Below are 20372 nucleotides of genomic sequence, written 5' to 3' on the forward strand. Positions count from 1 at the left end.
TCTCGCCGGACGCCGGCCGCCGTCAGGTGGAGGCCGACGTCCGGCGTGTGTCCGGCAGGTCAGGGTCGAGGTCCGGATGGCGCGCCGGGCCGGTCAGCGCGCACTGCACGTCCACCACGCCCTCCACGGCCCGCACCAGCAGGGCGGCGAGCGGGACGAGCGCGGTGTCGTGCACCAGGCCCGAGAGCGTCACGACACCGTCGCGCACCTCGATCCGGAGCGCTTCGGCGTGTGTACCGAAGAGCGGTTCGACGACCTCGCGCCGGACCTCCTCGGCGATGTCCTCGTCATCCCGCAGGAACACCTTCAGCAGGTCGGAGCGGCTGACGATCCCCTTGAGCGCCCCATCGTGCCCGACGACCGGCAGCCGCTTGACCCCGTGGCGTGCCATGACGCGCGCGGCGCGGGCGAGGGTGGCGTCAGGTGTCACGGTGACGGCTGGGGCGGTCATCAGCTCGCCGGCTGTCACCGCGCCGGCCTTGTACACGTCGGCGGGATGCTGTAGCTGGCCATACCGGTCGAGATCGCTTCGCCGGTACTCCTCCTTAAGCAGCATGTCGGCCTCGGAGACGACACCGACGACGCGTCCGGCGTCATCCAGCACCGGGAGGGCGCTGACCCGCCACTCCCCCATGGTCTTCACGATGTCCTTGAAGGTCGCTCCCGTGCGCAGGGCAACGACCCGGTGGGTCATCACGTCGTCCACCACAGTCGCAGTGCCGTCCATGGCGTCCTCCATTGGTTTCGGATGCCGTCCCACGACACCTTCAGCCTGAGGCAACGGACACGTTCACGGCATGGGCCGAGTGGCCCGTCTCCCCGGTCCCTGTCACGGGGCCGACCGGGGTTACGGCGCGGCGGGTGACGCTGCGTGCGAGGGGTGTCCGCGCGGTTCCGGAAGGCGAGTCCTCCTCGACGGGCAGCGGAACCCACCAGGCCGGAAGTGTGCCGCCCCCCTCGGGGCTGCTCACCTCGAACCGGCCGCCCAGCTGCTCCGCTCGCTCGGCCATGTTGCGCAGTCCACTGCGGCGTCCGCCGGGCGTGATTCCCACACCGTCGTCCCAGACCGTCAAAGACGCCTCGTGGCCGTCAGCCGTCAGGACCACTTGGGCCCGGTCGGCGTGGGCGTGCCGTGCGATGTTGGTGAGGGCCTCGGAGAGCACGGCCACGACGTGGTCGGCGATCTCACGTGGCACATTGGTGTCGACGAGGCCTTCCATGCGCACGCTGGGAGTGAAACCCAGCGTCGTGCTCGCCTCTCCCACCGCGCGGACGACGCGGGCCCGCAGCCCGCTGTGAGTATCGCGCTGCTCGTGGTGGAGGAGCAGCACCGCACGGGCGAAGCGCAGTTCGTTGTTCCGCCGGCTGCCGGCACCCTTGATCGTCGTGGCCGAGCGCTGCCGTAGTGGGTTTTCCCGCTCGGAGTGCCGGGTCAGCCGTGCGCCACGACGGCGACAGGGGCGGTGATGTGGTGCAGAGCCGCGTGCGTGACGTGGCCGATATGAGCACCGAGGGGGCTGGTGCGGATACGCCGGCCGACGACAGCCAGTGATGCGTCGTGTGAGGCGCTGACGAGAACCTGTCCGGCGCTGCCGCACCGGCTAGGAGCGTGTCTCAGTAACGGACACCCCGCTTGCGGTTCGTGATGATTCATGCGGGATGATCTCGGTATGCGTGATCGGGATGGTCTGTTCGAGATCGAGCCGGGTGAGAAGGAGCAGCCGCAGGGTCGTCCGGCGGCGGTGGACAAGACGTTCCGGGCGTTCGACCCGCACCAGGTCCTGCTGCTGCCGCCGTCGCTGGACGACTGGCTGCCCGAGGATCACCTGGCCCGGTTCGTTGCCGACCTGGTCGACGAGGTGCTCGACCTGTCGCCGATCCTGGCGGACTACACCGAAAAGCGCGGCTACCCGCCCTACGATCCGCGGCTGATGGTGCGGCTGCTGATCTACGGCTACACCACCGGGGTGCGCTCCTCGCGGGCGATCACGCGTAAGTGTGTCGATGACGTCGCGTTCCGGTTCCTGGCCGCCGACCAGGCTCCGGACTTCCGCTCGATCGCCCGGTTCCGCCGCCGCCACCTGGACGCGCTCGCCGGCCTGTTCCTGCAGTCGCTGCACCTGGCGCGGAAGCTGGACATGGTCAAGATGGGCCGCGTCGCGCTGGACGGCACCAAGCTGGAGGCCAGCGCATCCAAGCACAAGGCGATGAGCTACGGCCGCCTGATCGGCAAGGAAGAGCAGATCGAAGCCGAGATCGCCGCCCTGGAGGCCACGGCCCGGTCCCTGCTGGACGACGCCGAAGCAGTCGATACCGCCGAAGATGCCCGGTTCGGCGTGGACGGCAAAGAGGCCGACCTGCCCGCCGAGCTGGACCGGCGCGAGAAGCGCCTGGCCAGGCTGCAGGCCGCCCGCGCGCAGATCGAGACCGAGGCCGCCGACAAGGCCCGCGCTCACGCCGAAGACAAGGAACGCCGCCGTCAGGAACGCGCCGGGACCAGCGACGAGCGGGCCGTCACCGACGCGGGCGAGCAGGCAGCAGCCAAGGCCCGGCCCAAGCCCAAGGCCCAGGCCAACTTCACCGACCCCGACTCGCGGATCATGAAGAACAGCGACGGCGCCTACATCCAGGCCTACAACGCCCAGGCCGTCGTCGATGAAGAGCACCAGGTCATCACGGCCGCCGACATCACCACCAACGCCTCGGACGCGCTGAACTACACCCCGATGCTCGACCAGTCCGCGCAGAACACCGGCGTCCACCCGGGGCAGGCCCTCGTCGATGCCGGCTACTGCTCCGAGACCAACCTGCAGGCCTCCAAAGAGCGCCAACTCGCCTGCGGCACCGATACGTTCATGGCCACCGGCCGACTCGGCCACGACGAACAGGTCCCGCCCGCACCCCGCGGACGCATCCCCGCCAGCGCCACCCTCAAGGAGCGCATGGCCCGCACACTGCGGACGAAGCCCGGCAAGGCCGCCTACAGCCGCCGCAAAGCGATCGTCGAACCCGTCTTCGGCCAGATCATGACCTGCCAGAACGGCCGCCAACTCCTCCTCCGCGGCGAGGACGGAGCCCGCGGCGAGTGGCGACTGCTGGCCGCCTGCCACAACCTCCGCAAGATCTTCCGACACGCCGGAACCGCAGGACTCGCCGTCCTGGCCGGCTGACCATCCGGCCACACCGGCCTCAGCGGGCCGAAATCCCCCTCCGACCGACCCGCTCATCGGCCCCACAGGCGCTGACCGAGCGACCACGACCGATCCCGCCCATCACGACCTCCCGGCCAGTTGCCCGTTACTCAGACACGCTCCTAGCCTCGATCACTTCGACACCCGGGAACTTCTGCCGCCAGGGACGCAGAACCTCGGTCAGGGCAGCGGCCTGCTGACGCTCGAGAGAGTCGTAGAGTTCGGCGTCGCCGGAGAACCGGTAGAAGGAGGTGGGCGGCTCGGGCCAGGCGTGCACGACACGCAGGGACGCTTCCCGGCGCGCGGCGGCGTCGAAGGCGAACTCCAGCAGGGTGTCGTCCGGAGCATCGGTGTCGAGGCCGAGCACCACGGGTCGGAAGGGTGCCGAAGCGGAGGGCACACCTGTCGGGTCCATCTTGCGCTCGTCCGCGGCCTGCTCCTCCGCCCGCACGAGTACCACCGGCCGCTCGGCGCGGGCGACGACGGACAGACTCACCGAGCCGAACATGAACCCGCCGATCCCACCGAAGCCCCGCGAGCCCAGCGCCAACAGCTCTGCGAAGCCCGCCGCCTCGCACAGGATGTCGACCACGGTCCCCCCTGTGAGCTGCTCGCTGATCACCTCGAGACCGGGGTGGCCCAAGCGCAGACCCTCGGCGGACTCGCACGTCATCTGCTCGATCCAGTGCTGGTCGGTATCGGAACCGTGCAGAAGGTGAGCCGTGTACTCGGGCACCGGCTCCCAGACGTGGACGATCTTCAGCGGCAGGGCGCGCAGCAGGGCTTCACGCGCCGCCCATTCGGCGGCAGCCCGGCTCTCGGGCGATCCGTCGAGGCCTACGGTGACGGTTCGGGACATGGTCTCCACCTCACGGGTGAGGGTTCGATTCCAGCATGATGACGCGGTCGTGTCTGAGGTCAGGGGCCACACGTCCCTGAGCGGGGCCAACCGGTCCACAGGAACGGCGGTGGCCCGGGGTGCACGGGGCCGCGGTGTCCCTCACCCGCTGGTCGTACCGCAGGTACTAGGCGTGCCGGATATCGGAGGCCTGTCTCCGTGAGACCGAACGGCCCTGCCGTGCCGGTCGGTGGGCGGGCAGTGCGGGTGCGGGGGATGTGAGCGGCTTGCGGGGCCTGTACGACGGTGGATCCTGAGAGCGGACGGCGGATGACGAGCTCATGGCCCAAGGCTCGGGCAAGCAGATGTCAGGGAGGTCGTTCCTCATGCCCGGGCTCGGCGCCCTGTTCGTCCCACGGGAGTGGCTCCGGGGCGACCTGGTCGCGGGTGTGACGGTGGCCGCGTACCTCGTGCCGCAGGTCATGGCATACGCGGGTGTGGCCGGTCTGCCGCCGGTCACCGGACTCTGGTCGATCCTTCCGGCGCTCGCCCTGCTCGTGTACCGCTAGGACTCGCCCCTGTTCTTCGCCAACGCGGAGGACTTCCGGCGCCGGGCACTGGCCGCGGTCGACGAACAGACGGAGCCGGTTCGCTGGTGCGTTCTGAATACCGAGGCCAACGTGGAGGTCGACATCACCGCCCTGGACGCCGTGGACGACCTGCGCCGGGAGCTCACGTCCCGCGGCATCCTTTTCGCCCTGGCTCGGGTCAAGCAGGACTTGCTGGAAGACCTGCGGGCCTACGGCCTCGCGGCTCCGTCGGCGCCGACCGCATCTTCCCGACGCTGCCCACCGTGGTGGCCGCGTACCGGGCCTGGTGCTGCGACCGGTGAATTCTCGTGCCGGGCCGACGGGAGGCCCAACGGCCCGTCCGAGGGCCGAGGGGCCCCTTTTCCACCCTTCCGTACCGGCGCAGGCTGGAAGCGGCAGGACCGCTCACCGACGACCATAGGGAGTCATCATGTACGGCACCCCGCACATCGTCAGCGATGTGATGACCCACACGGTCGCCTCCGTCGGCCGGTGGGCCTCGTTCAGGGTGATCGTCGGGATGATGCAGGACTGGCAGGTCAGCGCCTTGCCCGTGCTCGAAGGCGAGGGCCGGGTCGTCGGCGTGGTCTCGGAAGCCGACCTGCTGCCCACGGAGGAACTCCGGGACAGCCCCGAGGAGGGCTACGCACTGCTGCGCCGCCCCGCCGACGTGGCGAAGGTCGGCGCACTGACCGCAGGGGATCTGATGTCCTCGCCCGCAATCACCGTCCGGGCGAACGCCATCCTGGCCGAGGCCGCGCGAATCATGGCTCGCGAAAGGGTCAAGCGGCTGCCCGTGGTCGACGAGACCGGTCTGCTGGAGGGCGTGATCAGCCGCGCCGACCTGCTCAAGGTCTTCCTGCGCGACGACGAGGACATCGCCGAGGAGGTCCGGCGCGACATCGTGGCAAACCTCTTCCCCCTGTCGTCCTCGGTCATCCAGGTGGAGGTGCACGACGGAGTGGCCACCCTGACAGGCAAGGTCCGCGACTCCGCCCTGATCCCCGTGGCCGCTCGTCTGGTGCGGGCCGTAGAAGGAGTGGTGAACGTGGAGTGCGACCTCACCGACCACTCAGCGCATTGATCGCGATCAATGAACCCTGGGTCAGGCGGCGGTGAGGAGGTTCTTCACCTCGACGACATCGGCGATGTCTTCCACCTCCGCCACCAGCCGGGCCGTGGTGGCCGACGGCATCCGTCCCGTCAGCTCCACGATGCCGTCATGGACGGCTACCTCCACGGTGGCCCGGTCTCCCGGCTGGCAACAGGCCTCCATCCTGGCCTCGACCTCTGCCCGTATCCCTGCGTCGTCCCTGATGAGGGCCTGGAGCAGCGCGTCGCGGGGCACGACTCCGACCAAGCGGCCCAAGCCATCGGTGACCGGAAGCCGCTTGAGCCGGGACAGTGCGGCCAGCCAGGCGGCCTCGGCGACGGTCGCGCCCGGGAGCACCGTGACCGCGGGGCTCGTCATCAGGTCGGCGGCCGTCTCGCCGCGGGCCTTGCTGTAGATCCGTCGCTCGCGCAGTCTTCCGATGCGTCCGGGCCGATGGCCGGAAGCCTCGAAGGCCACCTTCGCCAGCAGGTCGGACTCCGAGACGACGCCGACCACGTGGCCCTCGCCGTCCACGACCGGGAGGGCGCCGACCTGCTCACGCGCCAGCAGACGGGCGATGTCGCGGTACGGCAGGTCGTCGCGCAGGGAGGCAGCGGGTACGTCCATCACGTCCCTCACCAGCGGGACCCCGGCTTCGGGCGGCGAAGGTTGTCGCGAGGGCGAGGCAGCCGGGCGTGCGGTGCCGCGTGCAGGGGCCTGCTCTTCGGCATGTGCGTGTTCGGCCGCGGCTGTGGCCACGGCTCCCAGGTAGCGAATCAGCATGTCCTGTCGGCCCGCCTCGCCGGGGCTCCAGGGTTGGGAGGGCAAGTCCTGCCGGGCCTCGGCCTCCGCGGAGAAGTTCTCATGGTCGTTCACGGCCGCCTCCGGACACCGTCGAGTTGCCTACCGTCCCAGTCTTTCGCTCTGGTCGCCGTTGCCAAGAGCCGAACGACCCTGATCGACGGCGTTACGGCCCTATCCGGTGCGGGGCGGAAGGAGAACGGTGAGACTGAGAGAGCAGCCGGCCGGCAGGAGGCCGCCGGTGAGCCTGCGGGACTTCCTGGAGCGGTTCCGTCCGGTGGGGACGCCGGGAGCGTCCGCCATTGGCGTGCCCGCCGACCGTACGGCAGAACGGGCCGCGGAACTGGAGCCCGCCCTCGCACAGCTGACGGATGTGCAGCATCAGGCGGAACGGATCCGGGCCGCGGCGGACGCGGCGGCCCCAGCCTACGGCAGGACGCCGTGCGGCAGGCGGCAGAGCTCGTGGCGGCCGCCCGCGAGCGTGCTCCCGAGATCCGGCGACTGGCCGCGGAACCCGTCCTCCGGGAGGCGCGGCGGGAGGCGGAGGCCCTGCGCGTCGCCGCGGGCCGCGCCACTTCGGCCGTCCGGGAGCGGGCCGGGGAGCGCATGCCGGATCTGGTGGACCGTGCGGTGGCCGACGCGCTGCGACTGGCACGGGGCCCCGGCGAAGGCGAAGCGCCATGAGTGCCGGTTGGGTCGCCGGGGCGGTACGGGCCAAGGCCCTCGTCGGCCGCTACCCAGGTGCCGGTGGGGCGCGGAAGATCGCCGAATGTGGCACGTTCGACGACGAGGGGCCGCCGTGAGCACGCACGGACGCCGGGTGCCGGTGGGACGGGCCGGGCGGTTGCGGCTTCGCTGCAACCTCGCCACCGCGCAGCGCGGAGCCGACCTGCTGGAACGCAAACTCCGGCTCCTGCTGGACCGGGAGCATGTGCAACGACGGGCTGCGGAGGATGCGGGTTCGGTGTGGCGGGAAGAACTGGCCGCCGCCGACACCTGGCTGCTCCGCGGAGTGCTGCTCGGCGGCGAACGAGCACTGGCCCAGGCGGTGCCCGTGGACCGAGCCTGCATCGACGTCGAATGGGCAGCGCTGATGGGCGTACGCCATCCTGCCGCCGTGGCCTGGACCGCCCCCGTCCGCTCCCCGGCGGAACAGATGCCGCCCCACACCAGTCAGCTGCCGTGCTGGATCTCGACGTGCTTGGCCTCCGCCTTCTCGGCGCCCAGGCCGACGCTGACGGTGAGCATGCCGTCGGTGTAGTCGGCGGTGACGTCGTCCTCGTCGGCGCCCGGCGGCAGCGTCACGCTGCGGCTCATCGCGCCGTACCGGACCTCGCTGTGAGTCTTCGTGACGTCCTTCTCGGTGCGTTCGGCCTGGACGGTCAGCACCCCGTCACTGATGAGGACGTCGATGTCCTTGGGGGACATGCCCGGAAGTTCCGCTCGCATCACGTAGCGGCCGCCCTCCGTGTAGTCCTCGACGCGGACCGTGTACAGGTCACCCATCCTGGGCATCGCGAACCGGGCCGGAAGGTTCTCGAACCAGTCCGGCACCTCCGGGAACGCGAACCTCTGCTTGCGTGTCAGTGTGGCCATCGCGGTGCCTCCTCCGCTGTTGTCCAGCCTGCCGGCACTTCCAGTCCAGCGCCCATGGGCTCGTACCGCTAAGGCCGAACAGCCCATGCCAGGGGTCCCAGAAGTCCCTTTCCTCCTGCGCGTGCGCGGTCAGACTGGTGAGAGAAGGGACGACCACATTCGGCGGCGATCATCATGTCCGACGTCACGACCACCGATCTCTACGAAGTGACCATGGCCCTGTCCTACCTCCGGGAGGACATGTGGGCCCCGTCCACCTTCAGCCTCTTCGTCCGCGACCTCCCGCCCGGCCGGGGCTTCCTGGTCGCCGCAGGACTGGAGCCCGCCCTGGACTTTCTTGCCGACTACCGCGTGGAGCGGGAGGACGTCGAGGAGTTCGCGGCCGCCCTGCACCGTCCGGTACGGGACCTCGAACCGCTCCTCGGCCTCGCCTTCGAAGGCGAGGTGCGCGCCGTGCCGGAGGGCCGTACGGTGTTCGCCGAGGAGCCGCTGCTGGAGGTGACCGCCCCGCTGCCACAGGCCCAGCTGGTCGAGACGTACCTGCTGAACCAGGTCTGCCACCAGACGGTGGTGGCGTCCAAGGCTGCACGCTGCGTCCTAGCCGCCGCCGGGCGGCCCGTGGTGGACTTCTCGCTGCGCCGCACGCACGGCCCCGGGGCCGGATACCAAGCGGCCCGGCTGGGCGTCCTGGTCGGCTTCGCCGGCACCAGCAACGTCGCCGCCGCCACCGCGCTGGCCGTGCCGGCCTCGGGCACCATGGCCCATTCGTACATCGAGGCGTTCCCCGGCGAGGAGGAAGCGTTCCACGCCTTCGCACGCAGTCACCCCGGCCCGGTCACCTTCCTCGTCGACACCTACGACACCGAGGAAGGCGTGCGGATCGCGGCGCGGGTGCTGAGAGACCTGGGGCACGGTCCCGGCTGCGCGATCCGGCTGGACAGCGGAGACCTCGACGCACTCTCGCGCCGGGCACGCGCCATTCTGGACGCCGCGGGGCTGACCGACGTACGGATCGTGGCCAGCGGCGGACTCGACGAGTACGGCGTCGCCCGGCTGGTGCGCGCCGGTGCCCCGATCGACGTGTACGCCGTGGGCACGCGTGTGGGCGTGGCCGCGGACGCCCCGTACCTGGACGCGGCGTACAAGCTCGTCGAGTACGACGGCCGCCCGGTCATGAAGCTGTCCTCGGCGAAGGTCACGGCACCGGGCCGCAAGCAGGTCTTCCGCCGCGCCGGGAAGCCCGACGTCATCGCCCTGTGGCGAGAGGAACCGCCGGACTCGGCACGGCCGCTGCTGCGCACGGTGATGCGCGGTGGCCGTCGGACGGGGCCGCCGGACCGCTGGCAGGACGCCCGCGACCGGTTCCGCGGGGACATCGCCGATCTGCCCGGCCCGACGCTCCGGATCGAGGACCCCGAACCGGTCCTACCGGTTTGGTCCCAGGCTCTGCAGAAGCTGACAGCCACAGTACGTGCGAGCATCGAAGCACGGTTCCGCCCGGACCACCTCGCCGCTCCCTCCGGCACGGCTGCCTCCCACTCCTCGACGTTGTCGGCCGGCGCACCATGAGGGGCCCGGCGGTGGGGCCGACGGGGACGAGGCGAGGACCAATGGCCCCCGGAACCCTGACCGCGCCAGGTCTTCCATGAGATCGGCGGCGCTGCTCCGCGCCACCACAGGGAGGAGGCGAGCGAGACAGCAGGAGGCCCGCCGGTTGCTCTCCGAGACCGTGGCCAGCCGCCAGGCCCGCTACCCAGAGGTGGACCTGCGCCACGAACTGCTCGTCGGGCATCCCGTGCAGGTGCTCACCGACGCCTCGGCCCACGCGCTGGGCCTGGTGGTGGGGACCCGGGGTCACGGAGGATTCACCGGCATGTTGCTGGGCGCGGTCAGCCAGGGCGTACTGCACTATGCCCGCTGCCCTGTCATCGCCGTTCCGTCGAGGCCGGAGTGAGAAGTCCCGAGCGGGCGGCGGGCAGGAGGCGCGGGAAGCCCATTCGGCCCCACTCAGGGTCCAGACGGCCCCTGCCCCGCGACGGTCCGCGCGCACATGCTGGAAACGGGATTCGAGGAGGAGCCCTCGGCCTGTCGTCCGAGCAAGGGCGGGGTCTCCCTGGCCGAGGTCGGCACACCCTGCCGCGAAGGGAAGCCACGGTGACTGCACAACCCCTGGACGTGAACACCGTCTCCGCGCTCGTGGCGGAGTCCGCGGCAGCACCCTCGCTGCACAACGCGCAGCCCTGGAGATTCCGCTTCCTGCGCGACAGCGCCGTCCTACGCCTGTACGGCGACCTGGAGCGATCACTGCCGCGCACCGACCCGGACAAGCGAGGCCTGCATCTCGGCTGCGGCGCCGCGCTCTTCAACTTGCGAGTGGCCGCCGCTGCGACGGGGCTGGCGCCAGTCGTGCGACTGCTGCCCGACCCGGGCGATGCGAAGTTGCTCGCCGAGGTGGGCCTGCGCGGCTCCGCGCCACCCGACGAGACGCTCGCGCGACTGCACCCGGCGATTTCCCGCCGTCACTCCAGCCGTCTCCCCTTCCGCGACGAGGAGATCCCGGTCGCCGTGGCGGAGCGGCTGTGCGACGCGGCCCAGGCCGAGGGCGCCCAGCTGTTGTTCCCCGGCGCCTGGCACGTGAGGTCGATTTTGGAACTGGTGCAGGACGCTGAGGGCCGGGAGGCGCTGGACCCAGGTGTCCTCGCTGAGACGGCGCAGTGGGCGCGGACGGAACCGCCGGGCACCGTGGCGGCACCCGATGGCATCCCTGCCGAGGCGTTCGGCCCTCGCCAACGTGGTACCGCAGCCCCCGTGCGCGACTTCGCCGCCGGCCGTCCGATGCCGGGGCGTGGCTGGGCGAACTTCGAGAAGAACCCTCACATCGCTCTGCTGGGCACGGCCCGCGACGGGTCCGCGGACTGGCTGCGCGCAGGTCAGGCACTGGAGCGGGTCCTGCTCCAGGCCACCGCGGACGGGCTGGTCGCGTCGGTGACCTCCCAGCCCCTGGAGTGGCCGGAACTCCGGTGGACGGCTCGCGACCCCCTCTCGGGCATGGCCCACGTGCAGATGGTGCTCCGGCTCGGCTACGGCCCCGAAGGCCACCCGAGCCCGCGGCGACCGGTGGCCGAACTGCTCGACATCGTCTGAGGCAGGGCGTGTCGGCGGCTCCGCATGGCATGAAGGAAGCGGGGAGGGAGAATCGGCCATGGGACACCATCCTGGCACTCGCGTAGCAGCGAATCCGAATCCGTGCACGGCCACAACCCGGCTGCGAGGAGTAGTCGCATGAAGGTGTCCGAGGTGATGACCGCTCCGCCGATATCCGTCGCGCCTCACGTCTCCCTGCTCGAGGTGATCCGGCGGATGACCGAGTCCGCCGTCGGCTCCGTCCTCGTTGTCGAGGACGGAGTGCTGCGCGGCATCGTCACCGACCGCGACCTCGCCATACGCGGCGTGGGCGGAGGGCTGGACCGGGAGACGCGAGTGGACGCGGTGATGTCGGCACGGGTGGTCACCGTCGACGCGGGCGACGACCTCCAGGTGGCCTACCGGACGTTCCGCCGCACCGGCGTTCGCCGCCTTCCTGTCCTCGACGGTGGCCGCGTGGTGGGGGTGCTGACGATCGACGACCTGTTCCTGGACGTCTTCCGTCGGCTGGCCGACCTCCTCGGACCCATCGCCTGGAGCATGCTCCAGGAGCCGCCCGGGCGGCCCTCGGCGGCTGGAGCCCGGTATGAGCCCTGAACCGGCCGAGCGGGGAGCGATCTCCCATCACGCGCCCCGGCCGACCGAGCTGTGTGACGGCGGGCCACCGACTGATGTCATGGCTTCGACCACCGGCCCGCCCCGGGACCAGCCCGGCGCCCCCTGCCCGTCCATCCCGTCCCTGGCCGTCTCGGACGTCTTCACCGCCCTGGACGCTTCCCCGCGCGGCCTCACGTCGGCTGAGGCCGCCGCACGGCAGACCCGCTACGGCCCCAACGAGCTGCCCGGCGTGGGCCGCGGGCATGTGTGGATGCGGCTGATCGCGCAGTTCACCGACCTTTTCGCGGTGGTACTGCTCGTCTCCTCGGCGATCACCTTCCTCGCGTACGCCCTGGAGCAGCCCCGAGATCCGGCAACACTCCAACTGGCCCTGGCGATCCTCGGCGTGGTCCTCCTGAACGCTGGCATCGGTTTCGCGCAGGAGTACTCCGCCGAGCGCACGGCGGAGTCCCTGCAAGCGATGGTGCCGCACACCTGCCGGGTGCTGCGGGACGGTGAACCGCGGGAACTGCCCGCTCGGGATCTGGTTCCCGGCGATGTCGTGCTTCTGGAGGCCGGGGACGCGGTGTCGGCCGACTGCCGGCTGGTCGAGGCACACGAAGTCGCCGTCAACAACGCGGCACTCACGGGCGAGAGTGACGCCGTCCCGCGGGTCGCCGGACCGATTCCGGCGGTGCCCACGCTGGAGGCACGCAACTGCGTGTTCATGGGCACCGACGTGGTCGCGGGCACGGGCAAGGCGGTCGTGTCCGCCACCGGGACGGCCACCGAGTTCGGGAGGATCTTCCGGCTCACCGTACGCGGACTTCACCAGGGACAACCCCGTCTACCGGGAGGCGATCACCATGGTCCAGGCCGGCATCGTCGTCAGCCAGTTCTTCAACGCCCTCGCGGTGCGCACCGACCGGCAGAGCGTCTTCCGGGCAGGTCTGCTGTCCAACCCCTGGCTGATCGGCGCCGGTTGCGTCGGCATCGCACTGATGGCCGCCATCAGTTACGCGCCTCCGCTCCAGGCGATCTTCAACACCGCGCCGCTGGCCCCCGCCGACTGGGCGGTTCTCGCCGGGTTCGGGGCATTGTTGCTGGCCGCCGAGGAAGCCCGTAAGTGGGTGCTGCGGCACCGGAGCGGGGCCCCGAAGGGAGGAACATGATGAGAGTGGTCATCGTGGGCTGCGGCCGGGTCGGTGCCACCCTCGCGGCACAGCTTGTGACCGAAGGCCACGACGTACGTCTCGTCGACCGGCGGCCCAAGGCACGCAGGCGTCTGCCGCCGGCCTTCCCCGGCACCTTCCACGTGGGCAACGGCTTCAACCGCCCCGTGCTGGAAGCGGCCGGGATCGTCCACGCGGACGCGTGCGTCGCGGTCACGTCGGGAGACAACAGCAACATCGTGAGTGCCCGGACGGCCAAGGAGACGTACCGGGTTCCGGTCGTCCTCGCCCGTATCCACGACCCGAGCCGCGCCGACATCTACCGGGACCTGGGCATCCCGACGATCTCCAGCGTCCGCTGGGCCGTCAGCCGCATCCACCAGATGCTGCTGCACCGCCACCTCACCCCGGAACTCTCCTTCGGCAACGGCGAGACACTCCTGATCCGCTCCCAACTGCCCGCCTATCTCACCGGACGGCAGCTGACCGCATTCGATGTCGAGGGGGAGATCCATGTCGTGGAGATCACCCGCGCCGGACGCTCGCTGCTGCCCGCCCATGGTGTCCTCGCCGAACCCGGCGACCTGGTCACCTTCGCCGTCGCAGCGACCGCACTGGGCCGTCTGCGGGGCTTCCTCGACAAGGAGCTGGGAACGTGAAGGTCCTGATCGCGGGCGCGGGCCGTCTCGGCACCCAGATCGCCCAGGTGCTCTCCGCCGCACGCAACGACGTCACCCTTGTCGAACGCGACGAGGACCGCTTCGCCGAACTAGAAGGCATGCCGTACGTACACCTGGTGGCCGGGGACGCCTGCGAGCCCGCACTGCTGGAGCGCGCGGGTGCGCTGACCTGCGACCTCGTCGTCGCCGCCACCGGCCGGGACGAGGACAACCTCGTCATCAGCCTGCTTGCCAAGCGCCGGTTCGACGTGGGGCGAGTGGCGGCGCGTGTCAACGACGCGGAGAACGCCTGGCTCTTCGACTCACGGTGGGGCGTGGACGTCGCCGTGCCCGCGGCCACCCCGCTGATCTCCCTCATCGAGGAGGCCACCGGTGCCACGGACACGGTGGCGATGCTGCGGCTGAGCAAGGCGGGCGTCGAAGTCATCGAGACAGCGATCACCCAGGAGTCCCGCGCCGCGGGGCACTTGCTGGGCGAGATCACGCTGCCGGCCGGCACCGTCGTCGCCACCGTCGTACGCGACGGGCATCCGACGGTGCCGAGCCCCGAGGTGCGGCTCCTGCCGGGGGACGAACTCCTGCTCGTCTCGCACGAGGCCACCGAGCAGGAGATCCACGCGTCCTTCCAGTGACCGGCCCGGGCCGTCCCGGACCCCGGCTCAGGTCACGACGTCCCGGAGCGCACGATCACGACCGGGCAGCTCGCGTGCTGCGACACATGCTGGCTGACGGAACCGAGCAGGGCGCGGGCAAACCCGCCCCTCCCGCGGCTGCCCACCACCAGGACCTCAGCTCCCTCGGCGGACCGCAGCAGGACATCGACGGCATTGCCGTGCACCACGTGTGTCCTTACCGACCCGGCCGCGTCCGCGCCCAGCACGTCGATGAGCTCTTGCCGCATCCGCTGCCTGGCATCGTCCTCGTCGACGTCCACGTCCACGGCGGGCGCCGACCAGCCGTACAGCCCCGGCAGCTCCCACACAGCGACCGCGTCCACGGTGCCGCCCACAAGGCCCGCGTAGCGAACGGCCCATCGCAGTGCCGCGTACGAAGACGTCGACCCGTCGACACCTACCACGATCTTCGGCTGGGAGACATCCGTGTCCATCTGTCCCACCTCTCCTACGGCCCTCACGCCGCCCGACCGGTAGTACCTTCACCTCCACGCTGCGCGAGGCATCACCACACCGCGAGAGATGCAGCTCCTGGCGCATGACGGATGGCGCTGCGGTCAGCCTTCGTGGCGCGCTGTCCAGTCGGGTTCGGAACATCCCCACATCATGCCGGGACTCGAGATGCCGAGCGGCCCGGTCGCCTGCCACCCTGAAGGAGTGACACCGGCCCGGCGTGGTCCCGGTGGGGCGGTGCCTACCGAGCGGACGCCGCGGACCCCGGGGGACGGGAGTGCTGCCATGACCACTTCAGGCAAGGGGCCGGGCGGTGACGCACCGGCAACATCGCAGGCCAGGGTCCTCTTGGACGCTGACGGGGTGATCATGGAGTGGAGCGGGGAAGCCGAGGCATTGCTCGGTCACCGGCGCGAGGAGATGGTGGGCCGACCGCTGTCGCCGCTCCTCGTCCGGCCGGAGCCGGACGGGGAGGGAGGCGTTCCGCAGGCGCCGCCGGTCAGCGGCGGCTGCCGGGTGCGCCTGCGGGACCGGTCCGGTCTGCCGGTGGACGTCGAGTGGTGGATGTGGCCGCACATCAGCCCCAAGGGCCCGGCGACCTGGGCGGTGTTCCTCGCCGCCACGCGCGGTGCAGATCCGGGTGACTTCGACCGGGCGGTGCTGGACGCGTTGCTGACCGAGTCACCGGTGGGACTGCACGTTCTCGACACCGAACTGCGTCTGGTGCGGTTCAACACGGCCTCGCCAGGAATGCGCGACGTACGCGCCGAGGACGTCATCGGGAGACCGGCGCGCGAGGTCGCGCCCACCGTGGTGACCGACACCGTCGAGCATTTGCTGCGGCACGTCCTGAGCACGGGCGAGCCAGTCATCGACTTCGTCCAGCCAGGCTATCCGCCCGCCGATCGACAGGGAGAACATCTGTTCTCCCTATCGGCGTTCCGGCTGCGCAATCGCGCAGGAGAACCCCTTGGTGTGGCGTGCCACAAGGACGGGGGCGCGGGGTCGCCGGAGTACTCGCCGTACCGGGCGAGGAAGTACGCTGCGGCCTCCGGGGCGCCCAGCTGTTCCAGGTCCATGGCAAGGAAGGCGGCGTCGTCCAGGCCGTCGACGTAGCGGAGCTGATCGTCGAACTCCAGGCAGTCCAGGACGCGGGGACCGTCCTCGAGGCAGAAGATGTCCTCGGCGAGCAGGTCGCCGTGGCCGTCGACCACCCTCCGCTGCTCGATGCGGGAGTCGAACAACCGCTTGCGACCGGCGAGGTAGCGGCGCGCGAGACTCTCGACCTCCGACACTCCGTCGGGCACGAGGCCGTTGGCGGCCAGCGCTCGGGCGGACGAGACGCTTCGCCCAGTAGTTCTGATCGACTTCCGCGGGGACGCGGGGCGGTTCCGGCGCCAGCAGCGGCCACGCGTGCAGCAGGCGCAGGGTGAGCTTGCGCTTCTCGGCCTCGTCGGCGGCCCAGCGGGCAGCGGCAAGGCTCTCGGGCGAGCCGTCGAGGCCCACGGTGACGGCTGGTTGCATGGCGGCGGCCTCCATCTAGTAAGAAGCTGGAAATGACCGTGGACGAGTCCGATCGGATGGAGGGTCCGGACCTCGCCTGTATGCCGAGCGCGGTGCGTTCTCTCATTCGAGGATCACCCCGATCGATTCCTCGGCGCATGTGGATCTGTGGAGGAGGGCCGGACGCGTCGAATCCGGCACGAGAGGAGACAGGGGCGGTGACGATTCCCGTGGTGGTCGGCGTCGACGGATCCGAGGCGAGCCTGGAGGCGGTCGACTGGGCCGCCGACGAGGCGGTCCGGCACGGGGTGCCGCTCCATATCCTGCACGCTGCGACTGGGGGCCACGAAGCGTCGGGCCTGATCACCACTGCCTCGGAACGGGCCAGGCAGGGCACTCCCACGGTGCGGCTGTCGAGCGAGGTGTCGTATGAGGACGCGGCCTCCGCCCTGATCGACATCGGGCGCAACGCCTTCGCCTTGGTTCTCGGGTCCAGAGGGCTTGGAGACCTCGACGAACTGCTCCTGGGGTCGGTCAGCCTCGCCGTGGCAGCGCGAGCCGACTGCCCGGTCGTCGTGGTCCGCGGCGCAGTGACGCACCGGGAGGCCCGGTTCGGAAGCGTCGTCGTCGGAGTCGAGGACGAAAAGAGCAGCGGCACGGCCCTGGGGTTCGCTTTCCGCGAGGCCCAGGTGCGGCGCTGTCGGCTGGTGGCAGTGCACGCCTGGAGCGCACCGGTCGGTATTTTCAGCACACCTCAGGCCCCGTCGTGGCCGCTGGAGGCGCACCTCCGCTCGCCAGCGCAGGTGCTCGACGACGCCCTGCGCGGGTTGGCGGAGCGGCACCGCGACGTCCTGGTCGAGCGGCGGCTGATCGAGACACCGGCACGCCAGGCACTGCTGGAAGCGGCGTCAGGAGCGGACCTTCTGATCGTCGGCGCCCGCCCTCGGCTGGTGCATCGGGGCCTGCAACTGGGCCTGATCAATCATGCGGTACTGCATCACGCGCCGTGTCCCACTGCGGTCGTACCACAAATATGACCGCCACAAGGCTGAGATGGACCGTCTTCGGGGCCGGACGCCGTTCCCGAAGGGACTTTCGGCCCCGTGACCGAAGCCCACTGTCGGTCGATTGTGGGACGAGGTGGGGGAACGGACCAGCAACGTGCTGGAGGCCGCATCATGAGCGCACAAGGTTCGTCGTCCGCATCCGGTCCGCCCCGGCCGCGCAAAGGCAACGCGTCACATGGGGCGAACCCTCTGAGGCGTACGTCCGACAGGTTCGAATCCTGGTTCCGCCGCGTCCTGATGCTCCTCCTCGTTCTCGGACTGCCGGTGGCCGCGCTCAGCGCGGGGCTGACGGCGTACGAGTCATCCATGCGCACCGTGCAGGCCCAGGCTGCGGAACGACACGAGGTCACCGCCCGAGTGACGTCGAACATGCCGGGCGACGACCGTGTGTCGAAGCAACCGGCGCAGATCCGCTGGACCGAGCGGAACGGCATCGTGCGCACGGGAGGCACCCTCGTGGAACCGGGAACACCCAAGGGCGCCACCATGCGGGTGTGGGTGGACCGGGACGGAACCATCACCGGTGCACCAATGAACGCGGTCAGCGCAATGGGCAACGGCTGGTTCGTGGGTGGCATGACGGCACTCTGTGTGGTCGCCGGGTTCTACACGGCACGAGCAGCCATGCGCCTCGCGTTGGACCGGAAAAGGTACGCGCAGTGGGACGTCGAATGGGACCTGGTGGAGCCGCTGTGGTCCGAGCGCTTCCGCCAGTGACGCGCACGACCGGACGGGTGCCGAGGAAGTGCGGTCGATGATTTCTGCGCAGGATCTCCCGAGCCCGAAACCAACTGGTTCGGATCATATCGGCCCGGACTGGAACGAGGAGGAAGGCAATGTCGTTCGAAGAGGTGGAGACGAACCTTCCGCTCACCGGCCACGGAACCGCGCACTGCCATCCGGCGGATACGAACCTGCCGGAAATCGGTGACGAACTGGCGGCAGGCCGGGCCATGAACGACCTCGCCCACCAGCTGCTGAACGCCGCCGGGCACGACATCCAAGGCATGGGTGCTGCCCCGGTGAGCACCCGTCAGCCAGCTGGATGGCCCATGTGAAACCCGGCGGATTCCAGAGGGATCATCCATGACAGATCCCGCGTACAACGTCGGAGGCCGGCTGCCGTGCCTGCCTGCCCTCGTCAGGCGCCGGTGGGGGAAGGGCTGGCGTCATCCGTCCGGTACGCGATGTGGTCGGCGACCGAGACAACGCCGTCGACGCGGCGGCACAGCTCCTCGATGACAGGGATCAGACTCCGGAACTCCACGGACCCGCCGAGGGCGACCCTCCCGTCGCGCACCTCGACCGTCACCTCCGAGGGACCGAGCCTCATCGTGCGCCGCAGCACGTCCGCCGCGATCTCGTCGCGGATGGCGTCGTCACGGCGCAGGAAGATCCGCAGCAGATCACCACGACTGACGATGCCCAGGAGCCGGTCCGCCTCGTCCACCACAGGCAGCCGCTTGACGTGCTGGGCCTCCATGAGGCGCGCAGCCTCGACCACACTCCACTCCGGACGTGCGCAGACCGCGGGAGCCGACATCAGTTCCTCGGCGCGGGAACCCTCGGCCTTGGCCCGCTCCCAGGCCTCCAGGTGCGGAACGGGGATCCTGCCTGACGGATCGGCCTGGTCTGCGCTCTTGCGCAGCAGGTCGGCCTCGGACACCAGACCCATGGGACGGTTCAGATCGTCCACCACGGGCACGGCGGTGACGTCGTTCTCCGCCAGCAGCCTGACGAGCTCTTTGAACGGCGTGTCACGCCGCGCCCGGACGACGCCCCGGGTCATGAGCTCTTCGACCGTTCGGTGGTGCATGTCGCCTCCCGGATACGGGCCGCCCACCTCGCGGACAGCAGGGCTCTCGTCCCATGCGGCGGCGTGTCCCGCGTGGCAGGTTGGATACACCACCATTCTGAGCAGAGGGCGGCGATCATGCGAGCTCACCTCGGCGACCAACTCGTCATCGAAAGCCCGACCACTGGCGGCGCCAAGCGCGACGGCGAGATCGTCGGGCTCCACCACGAGGACGGAACGCCTCCCTACGACTTGCACTGGTCGGACACGGACGAAGTGACGTTCGTCTTCCCCGGGCCCCGACGCGCACATCCGCCATCTCGAGCACGAACGGCCCGGGACCACCCACGCGTCACAGCAGGGCACGGGTGAGGCGGAGGCCCTGCCCGCGGCTGCCCCACCAACCGATGCAGCCCATCCTGGCGACATCGGCCGGCGTGTGGGCGTCGAACGCCGGAGACAGGGGCTCAGCCGGGAGGAAACAGCCCGCCGCGCCCGAATGTCGCCCCACTACCTGGCATACCTGGAGGAACGGCCCGCCAACCCCACGATGGCGGCTCTCATCAGGCTGGCCGACGCGCTGGGTACCACGGTCACCGCTCTGCTCGGCGGAGGCATCGATCTCCCGCCCGGACAAGGCCACGCACTGCTGAACCCTCAGCTGTTGGACCTCAGCCCGGACGAATGCCGCACTCTGCTCTCCACGCACGGCGTCGGGCGCGTCGCAGTATCGGCGTCCGACGGCCGCCCGGCGGTCGTACCGGTCAACTACGAGGTCGTCGATGAAGCCATCGTCTTCCGCACCGCGCCCGACTCCGTAGCCGCATCTGCTCTGGAAACGGAAGTCGCCTTCGAGGTCGACCACGTGGACGAGGCTCTGCGCCAGGGCTGGAGCGTGCTCGCCGTCGGCCCCGCGAGCGTCGTGACGGAGCCCGACGCCGTGCGCCGTCTCACCCAACGCGCCCACACCACGCCATGGCCCGGCGGCGAACGCGAGATGTGGGTGGCGATCCGGCCCACGAGCCTCACGGGCCGTCGCATCACTCCGGCCGATCAGTAGACGCCGATGCGCTGGTGAAGTACTGGCCCCTCCACCGACCCTAGAGGGGAGGCTCCGGTAAGCCGGCACACCCAATCCGACGAACGGGTGCGGCCCTGATCAACGGCCCAGGGGTCTC

The 20372-nt window shown here is 70.3% G+C and carries 19 protein-coding genes and 10 pseudogenes; 19 read left to right on the top strand and 10 right to left on the bottom strand.

The window, feature by feature from the left end; genetic code table 11:
* Positions 1–22 precede the first annotated feature (22 nt).
* From OG819_RS41350 to OG819_RS41360, 3 genes and pseudogenes are all read right to left on the bottom strand, one after another.
* Entirely contained in the window at positions 23–727 is a 705-nt protein-coding gene (locus OG819_RS41350) for a CBS domain-containing protein (RefSeq protein WP_266654313.1), read from the bottom strand.
* Positions 728–917: 190 nt separating this feature from the next.
* Positions 918–1295, bottom strand: a pseudogene (locus tag OG819_RS41355) (sensor histidine kinase); the annotation flags it as partial.
* Between the two features lie 137 nt (positions 1296–1432).
* A pseudogene (locus tag OG819_RS41360) lies at positions 1433–1603 on the bottom strand (universal stress protein); the annotation flags it as partial.
* 85 nt (positions 1604–1688) lie between these two features.
* Between OG819_RS41360 and OG819_RS41365 the strand changes: the two are divergent.
* Positions 1689–3170: an IS1182 family transposase gene (locus OG819_RS41365; RefSeq protein WP_266652810.1), complete on the top strand. Its 1482-nt coding sequence runs from the start codon at positions 1689–1691 to the stop codon at positions 3168–3170.
* Positions 3171–3318: 148 nt separating this feature from the next.
* Here OG819_RS41365 and OG819_RS41370 read toward each other — a convergent pair.
* A pseudogene (locus OG819_RS41370) lies at positions 3319–4050 on the bottom strand (universal stress protein); the annotation flags it as partial.
* Positions 4051–4448: 398 nt separating this feature from the next.
* On the opposite strand from OG819_RS41370, the pseudogene OG819_RS41375 reads away from it, so the two are divergent.
* Positions 4449–4921 (top strand): annotated as a pseudogene (locus OG819_RS41375) (STAS domain-containing protein); the annotation flags it as partial.
* Positions 4922–5049: 128 nt separating this feature from the next.
* Positions 5050–5703, top strand: coding sequence for a CBS domain-containing protein (locus tag OG819_RS41380; RefSeq protein ID WP_266654315.1), 654 nt, complete (start codon positions 5050–5052; stop codon positions 5701–5703).
* Between the two features lie 21 nt (positions 5704–5724).
* Here OG819_RS41380 and OG819_RS41385 read toward each other — a convergent pair whose 3' ends face one another.
* Positions 5725–6588 (bottom strand): CBS domain-containing protein, encoded by an 864-nt coding sequence (locus tag OG819_RS41385; RefSeq protein WP_266632200.1) that lies wholly within the window; start codon positions 6586–6588, stop codon positions 5725–5727.
* 366 nt (positions 6589–6954) lie between these two features.
* Between OG819_RS41385 and OG819_RS41390 the strand changes: the two genes are divergently transcribed.
* Genes OG819_RS41390 through OG819_RS41400 form a run of 3 tightly spaced genes read left to right on the top strand, consistent with a single transcriptional unit; the run spans position 6955 to position 7774 of the window.
* Entirely contained in the window at positions 6955–7197 is a 243-nt protein-coding gene (locus OG819_RS41390) for a hypothetical protein (protein WP_266654317.1), read from the top strand.
* Positions 7194–7316: a hypothetical protein gene (locus OG819_RS41395; protein ID WP_266632196.1), complete on the top strand. Its 123-nt coding sequence runs from the start codon at positions 7194–7196 to the stop codon at positions 7314–7316. Before OG819_RS41390 ends, OG819_RS41395 begins: the two co-directional genes overlap by 4 nt.
* Positions 7313–7774 carry a V-type ATP synthase subunit D gene (locus OG819_RS41400; protein ID WP_266654319.1) on the top strand — a complete coding sequence of 154 codons (462 nt, stop codon included), beginning with the start codon at positions 7313–7315 and terminating at the stop codon, positions 7772–7774. The genes OG819_RS41395 and OG819_RS41400 overlap by 4 nt, the downstream gene beginning before the upstream one ends.
* On the opposite strand, the gene OG819_RS41405 is transcribed toward OG819_RS41400, so the two are convergent.
* Positions 7687–8109: an Hsp20/alpha crystallin family protein gene (locus OG819_RS41405; RefSeq protein ID WP_266654321.1), complete on the bottom strand. Its 423-nt coding sequence runs from the start codon at positions 8107–8109 to the stop codon at positions 7687–7689. The two genes, OG819_RS41400 and OG819_RS41405, sit on opposite strands and share 88 nt — an antisense overlap.
* A 174-nt stretch (positions 8110–8283) precedes the next feature.
* Between OG819_RS41405 and OG819_RS41410 the strand changes: the two genes are divergently transcribed.
* From OG819_RS41410 to OG819_RS41445, 8 genes and pseudogenes are all read left to right on the top strand, one after another.
* Entirely contained in the window at positions 8284–9678 is a 1395-nt protein-coding gene (locus OG819_RS41410; protein ID WP_266654323.1) for a nicotinate phosphoribosyltransferase, read from the top strand.
* Between the two features lie 76 nt (positions 9679–9754).
* The gene (locus OG819_RS41415) at positions 9755–10063 is read left to right on the top strand and encodes a universal stress protein (protein ID WP_266654325.1); all 309 of its coding nucleotides are present in this window, start codon (positions 9755–9757) and stop codon (positions 10061–10063) included.
* A 200-nt stretch (positions 10064–10263) separates the two neighbouring features.
* Complete coding sequence (locus OG819_RS41420) at positions 10264–11253, top strand: nitroreductase (protein WP_266654327.1); 990 nt, start codon at positions 10264–10266, stop codon at positions 11251–11253.
* Positions 11254–11391: 138 nt separating this feature from the next.
* Positions 11392–11850, top strand: a complete 459-nt coding sequence (locus OG819_RS41425) for a cyclic nucleotide-binding/CBS domain-containing protein (protein WP_266632186.1) — start codon at positions 11392–11394, stop codon at positions 11848–11850.
* Between the two features lie 79 nt (positions 11851–11929).
* Positions 11930–12655 (top strand): annotated as a pseudogene (locus OG819_RS41430) (cation-transporting P-type ATPase); the annotation flags it as partial.
* A gap of 55 nt (positions 12656–12710) precedes the next feature.
* Entirely contained in the window at positions 12711–13022 is a 312-nt protein-coding gene (locus OG819_RS41435) for a cation-translocating P-type ATPase C-terminal domain-containing protein (protein ID WP_323139441.1), read from the top strand.
* Positions 13022–13681, top strand: coding sequence for a TrkA family potassium uptake protein (locus tag OG819_RS41440; protein ID WP_266634947.1), 660 nt, complete (start codon positions 13022–13024; stop codon positions 13679–13681). The genes OG819_RS41435 and OG819_RS41440 overlap by 1 nt, the downstream gene beginning before the upstream one ends.
* The gene (locus OG819_RS41445; RefSeq protein WP_266654329.1) at positions 13678–14334 is read left to right on the top strand and encodes a TrkA family potassium uptake protein; all 657 of its coding nucleotides are present in this window, start codon (positions 13678–13680) and stop codon (positions 14332–14334) included. The genes OG819_RS41440 and OG819_RS41445 overlap by 4 nt, the downstream gene beginning before the upstream one ends.
* A gap of 32 nt (positions 14335–14366) precedes the next feature.
* Here the strand turns inward: OG819_RS41445 and OG819_RS41450 are convergent, their stop codons facing one another.
* Positions 14367–14810 (bottom strand): universal stress protein, encoded by a 444-nt coding sequence (locus OG819_RS41450; protein ID WP_266632180.1) that lies wholly within the window; start codon positions 14808–14810, stop codon positions 14367–14369.
* Positions 14811–15114: 304 nt separating this feature from the next.
* Between OG819_RS41450 and OG819_RS41455 the strand changes: the two are divergent.
* Positions 15115–15795, top strand: a pseudogene (locus OG819_RS41455) (PAS domain-containing protein); the annotation flags it as partial.
* 14 nt (positions 15796–15809) lie between these two features.
* On the opposite strand, the pseudogene OG819_RS41460 reads toward OG819_RS41455, so the two are convergent.
* Positions 15810–16154, bottom strand: a pseudogene (locus OG819_RS41460) (gluconate kinase); the annotation flags it as partial.
* A gap of 10 nt (positions 16155–16164) precedes the next feature.
* A pseudogene (locus OG819_RS41465) lies at positions 16165–16353 on the bottom strand (universal stress protein); the annotation flags it as partial.
* A gap of 197 nt (positions 16354–16550) precedes the next feature.
* Between OG819_RS41465 and OG819_RS41470 the strand changes: the two are divergent.
* The 3 genes and pseudogenes from OG819_RS41470 to OG819_RS41480 form a co-directional block, all read left to right on the top strand.
* The gene (locus OG819_RS41470) at positions 16551–17369 is read left to right on the top strand and encodes a universal stress protein (protein WP_266634946.1); all 819 of its coding nucleotides are present in this window, start codon (positions 16551–16553) and stop codon (positions 17367–17369) included.
* Between the two features lie 267 nt (positions 17370–17636).
* Positions 17637–18116, top strand: a complete 480-nt coding sequence (locus OG819_RS41475) for a hypothetical protein (RefSeq protein WP_323138193.1) — start codon at positions 17637–17639, stop codon at positions 18114–18116.
* A 134-nt stretch (positions 18117–18250) separates the two neighbouring features.
* Positions 18251–18457: pseudogene (locus tag OG819_RS41480) on the top strand (dsRBD fold-containing protein); the annotation flags it as partial.
* Between the two features lie 83 nt (positions 18458–18540).
* On the opposite strand, the gene OG819_RS41485 reads toward OG819_RS41480, so the two are convergent.
* Positions 18541–19215, bottom strand: coding sequence for a CBS domain-containing protein (locus OG819_RS41485; RefSeq protein WP_266632174.1), 675 nt, complete (start codon positions 19213–19215; stop codon positions 18541–18543).
* Positions 19216–19332: 117 nt separating this feature from the next.
* On the opposite strand from OG819_RS41485, the pseudogene OG819_RS41490 reads away from it, so the two are divergent.
* Positions 19333–20254, top strand: a pseudogene (locus OG819_RS41490) (pyridoxamine 5'-phosphate oxidase family protein).
* Positions 20255–20372: the final 118 nt, after the last annotated feature.

Origin of the sequence: Streptomyces sp. NBC_01549 (assembly GCF_026339955.1) — a bacterium.
Taxonomy (GTDB): Bacteria; Actinomycetota; Actinomycetes; order Streptomycetales; family Streptomycetaceae; genus Streptomyces.

Coding starts and splice junctions, on each gene's coding strand:
- OG819_RS41350 (WP_266654313.1), bottom strand. CDS start 727: ATGGACGGCACTGCGACTGTGGTGGACGACGTGATGACCCACCGGGTC.
- OG819_RS41380 (WP_266654315.1), top strand. CDS start 5,050: ATGTACGGCACCCCGCACATCGTCAGCGATGTGATGACCCACACGGTC.
- OG819_RS41395 (WP_266632196.1), top strand. CDS start 7,194: ATGAGTGCCGGTTGGGTCGCCGGGGCGGTACGGGCCAAGGCCCTCGTC.
- OG819_RS41405 (WP_266654321.1), bottom strand. CDS start 8,109: ATGGCCACACTGACACGCAAGCAGAGGTTCGCGTTCCCGGAGGTGCCG.
- OG819_RS41410 (WP_266654323.1), top strand. CDS start 8,284: ATGTCCGACGTCACGACCACCGATCTCTACGAAGTGACCATGGCCCTG.
- OG819_RS41415 (WP_266654325.1), top strand. CDS start 9,755: ATGAGATCGGCGGCGCTGCTCCGCGCCACCACAGGGAGGAGGCGAGCG.
- OG819_RS41425 (WP_266632186.1), top strand. CDS start 11,392: ATGAAGGTGTCCGAGGTGATGACCGCTCCGCCGATATCCGTCGCGCCT.
- OG819_RS41440 (WP_266634947.1), top strand. CDS start 13,022: ATGAGAGTGGTCATCGTGGGCTGCGGCCGGGTCGGTGCCACCCTCGCG.
- OG819_RS41450 (WP_266632180.1), bottom strand. CDS start 14,810: ATGGACACGGATGTCTCCCAGCCGAAGATCGTGGTAGGTGTCGACGGG.
- OG819_RS41475 (WP_323138193.1), top strand. CDS start 17,637: ATGCTCCTCCTCGTTCTCGGACTGCCGGTGGCCGCGCTCAGCGCGGGG.
- OG819_RS41485 (WP_266632174.1), bottom strand. CDS start 19,215: ATGCACCACCGAACGGTCGAAGAGCTCATGACCCGGGGCGTCGTCCGG.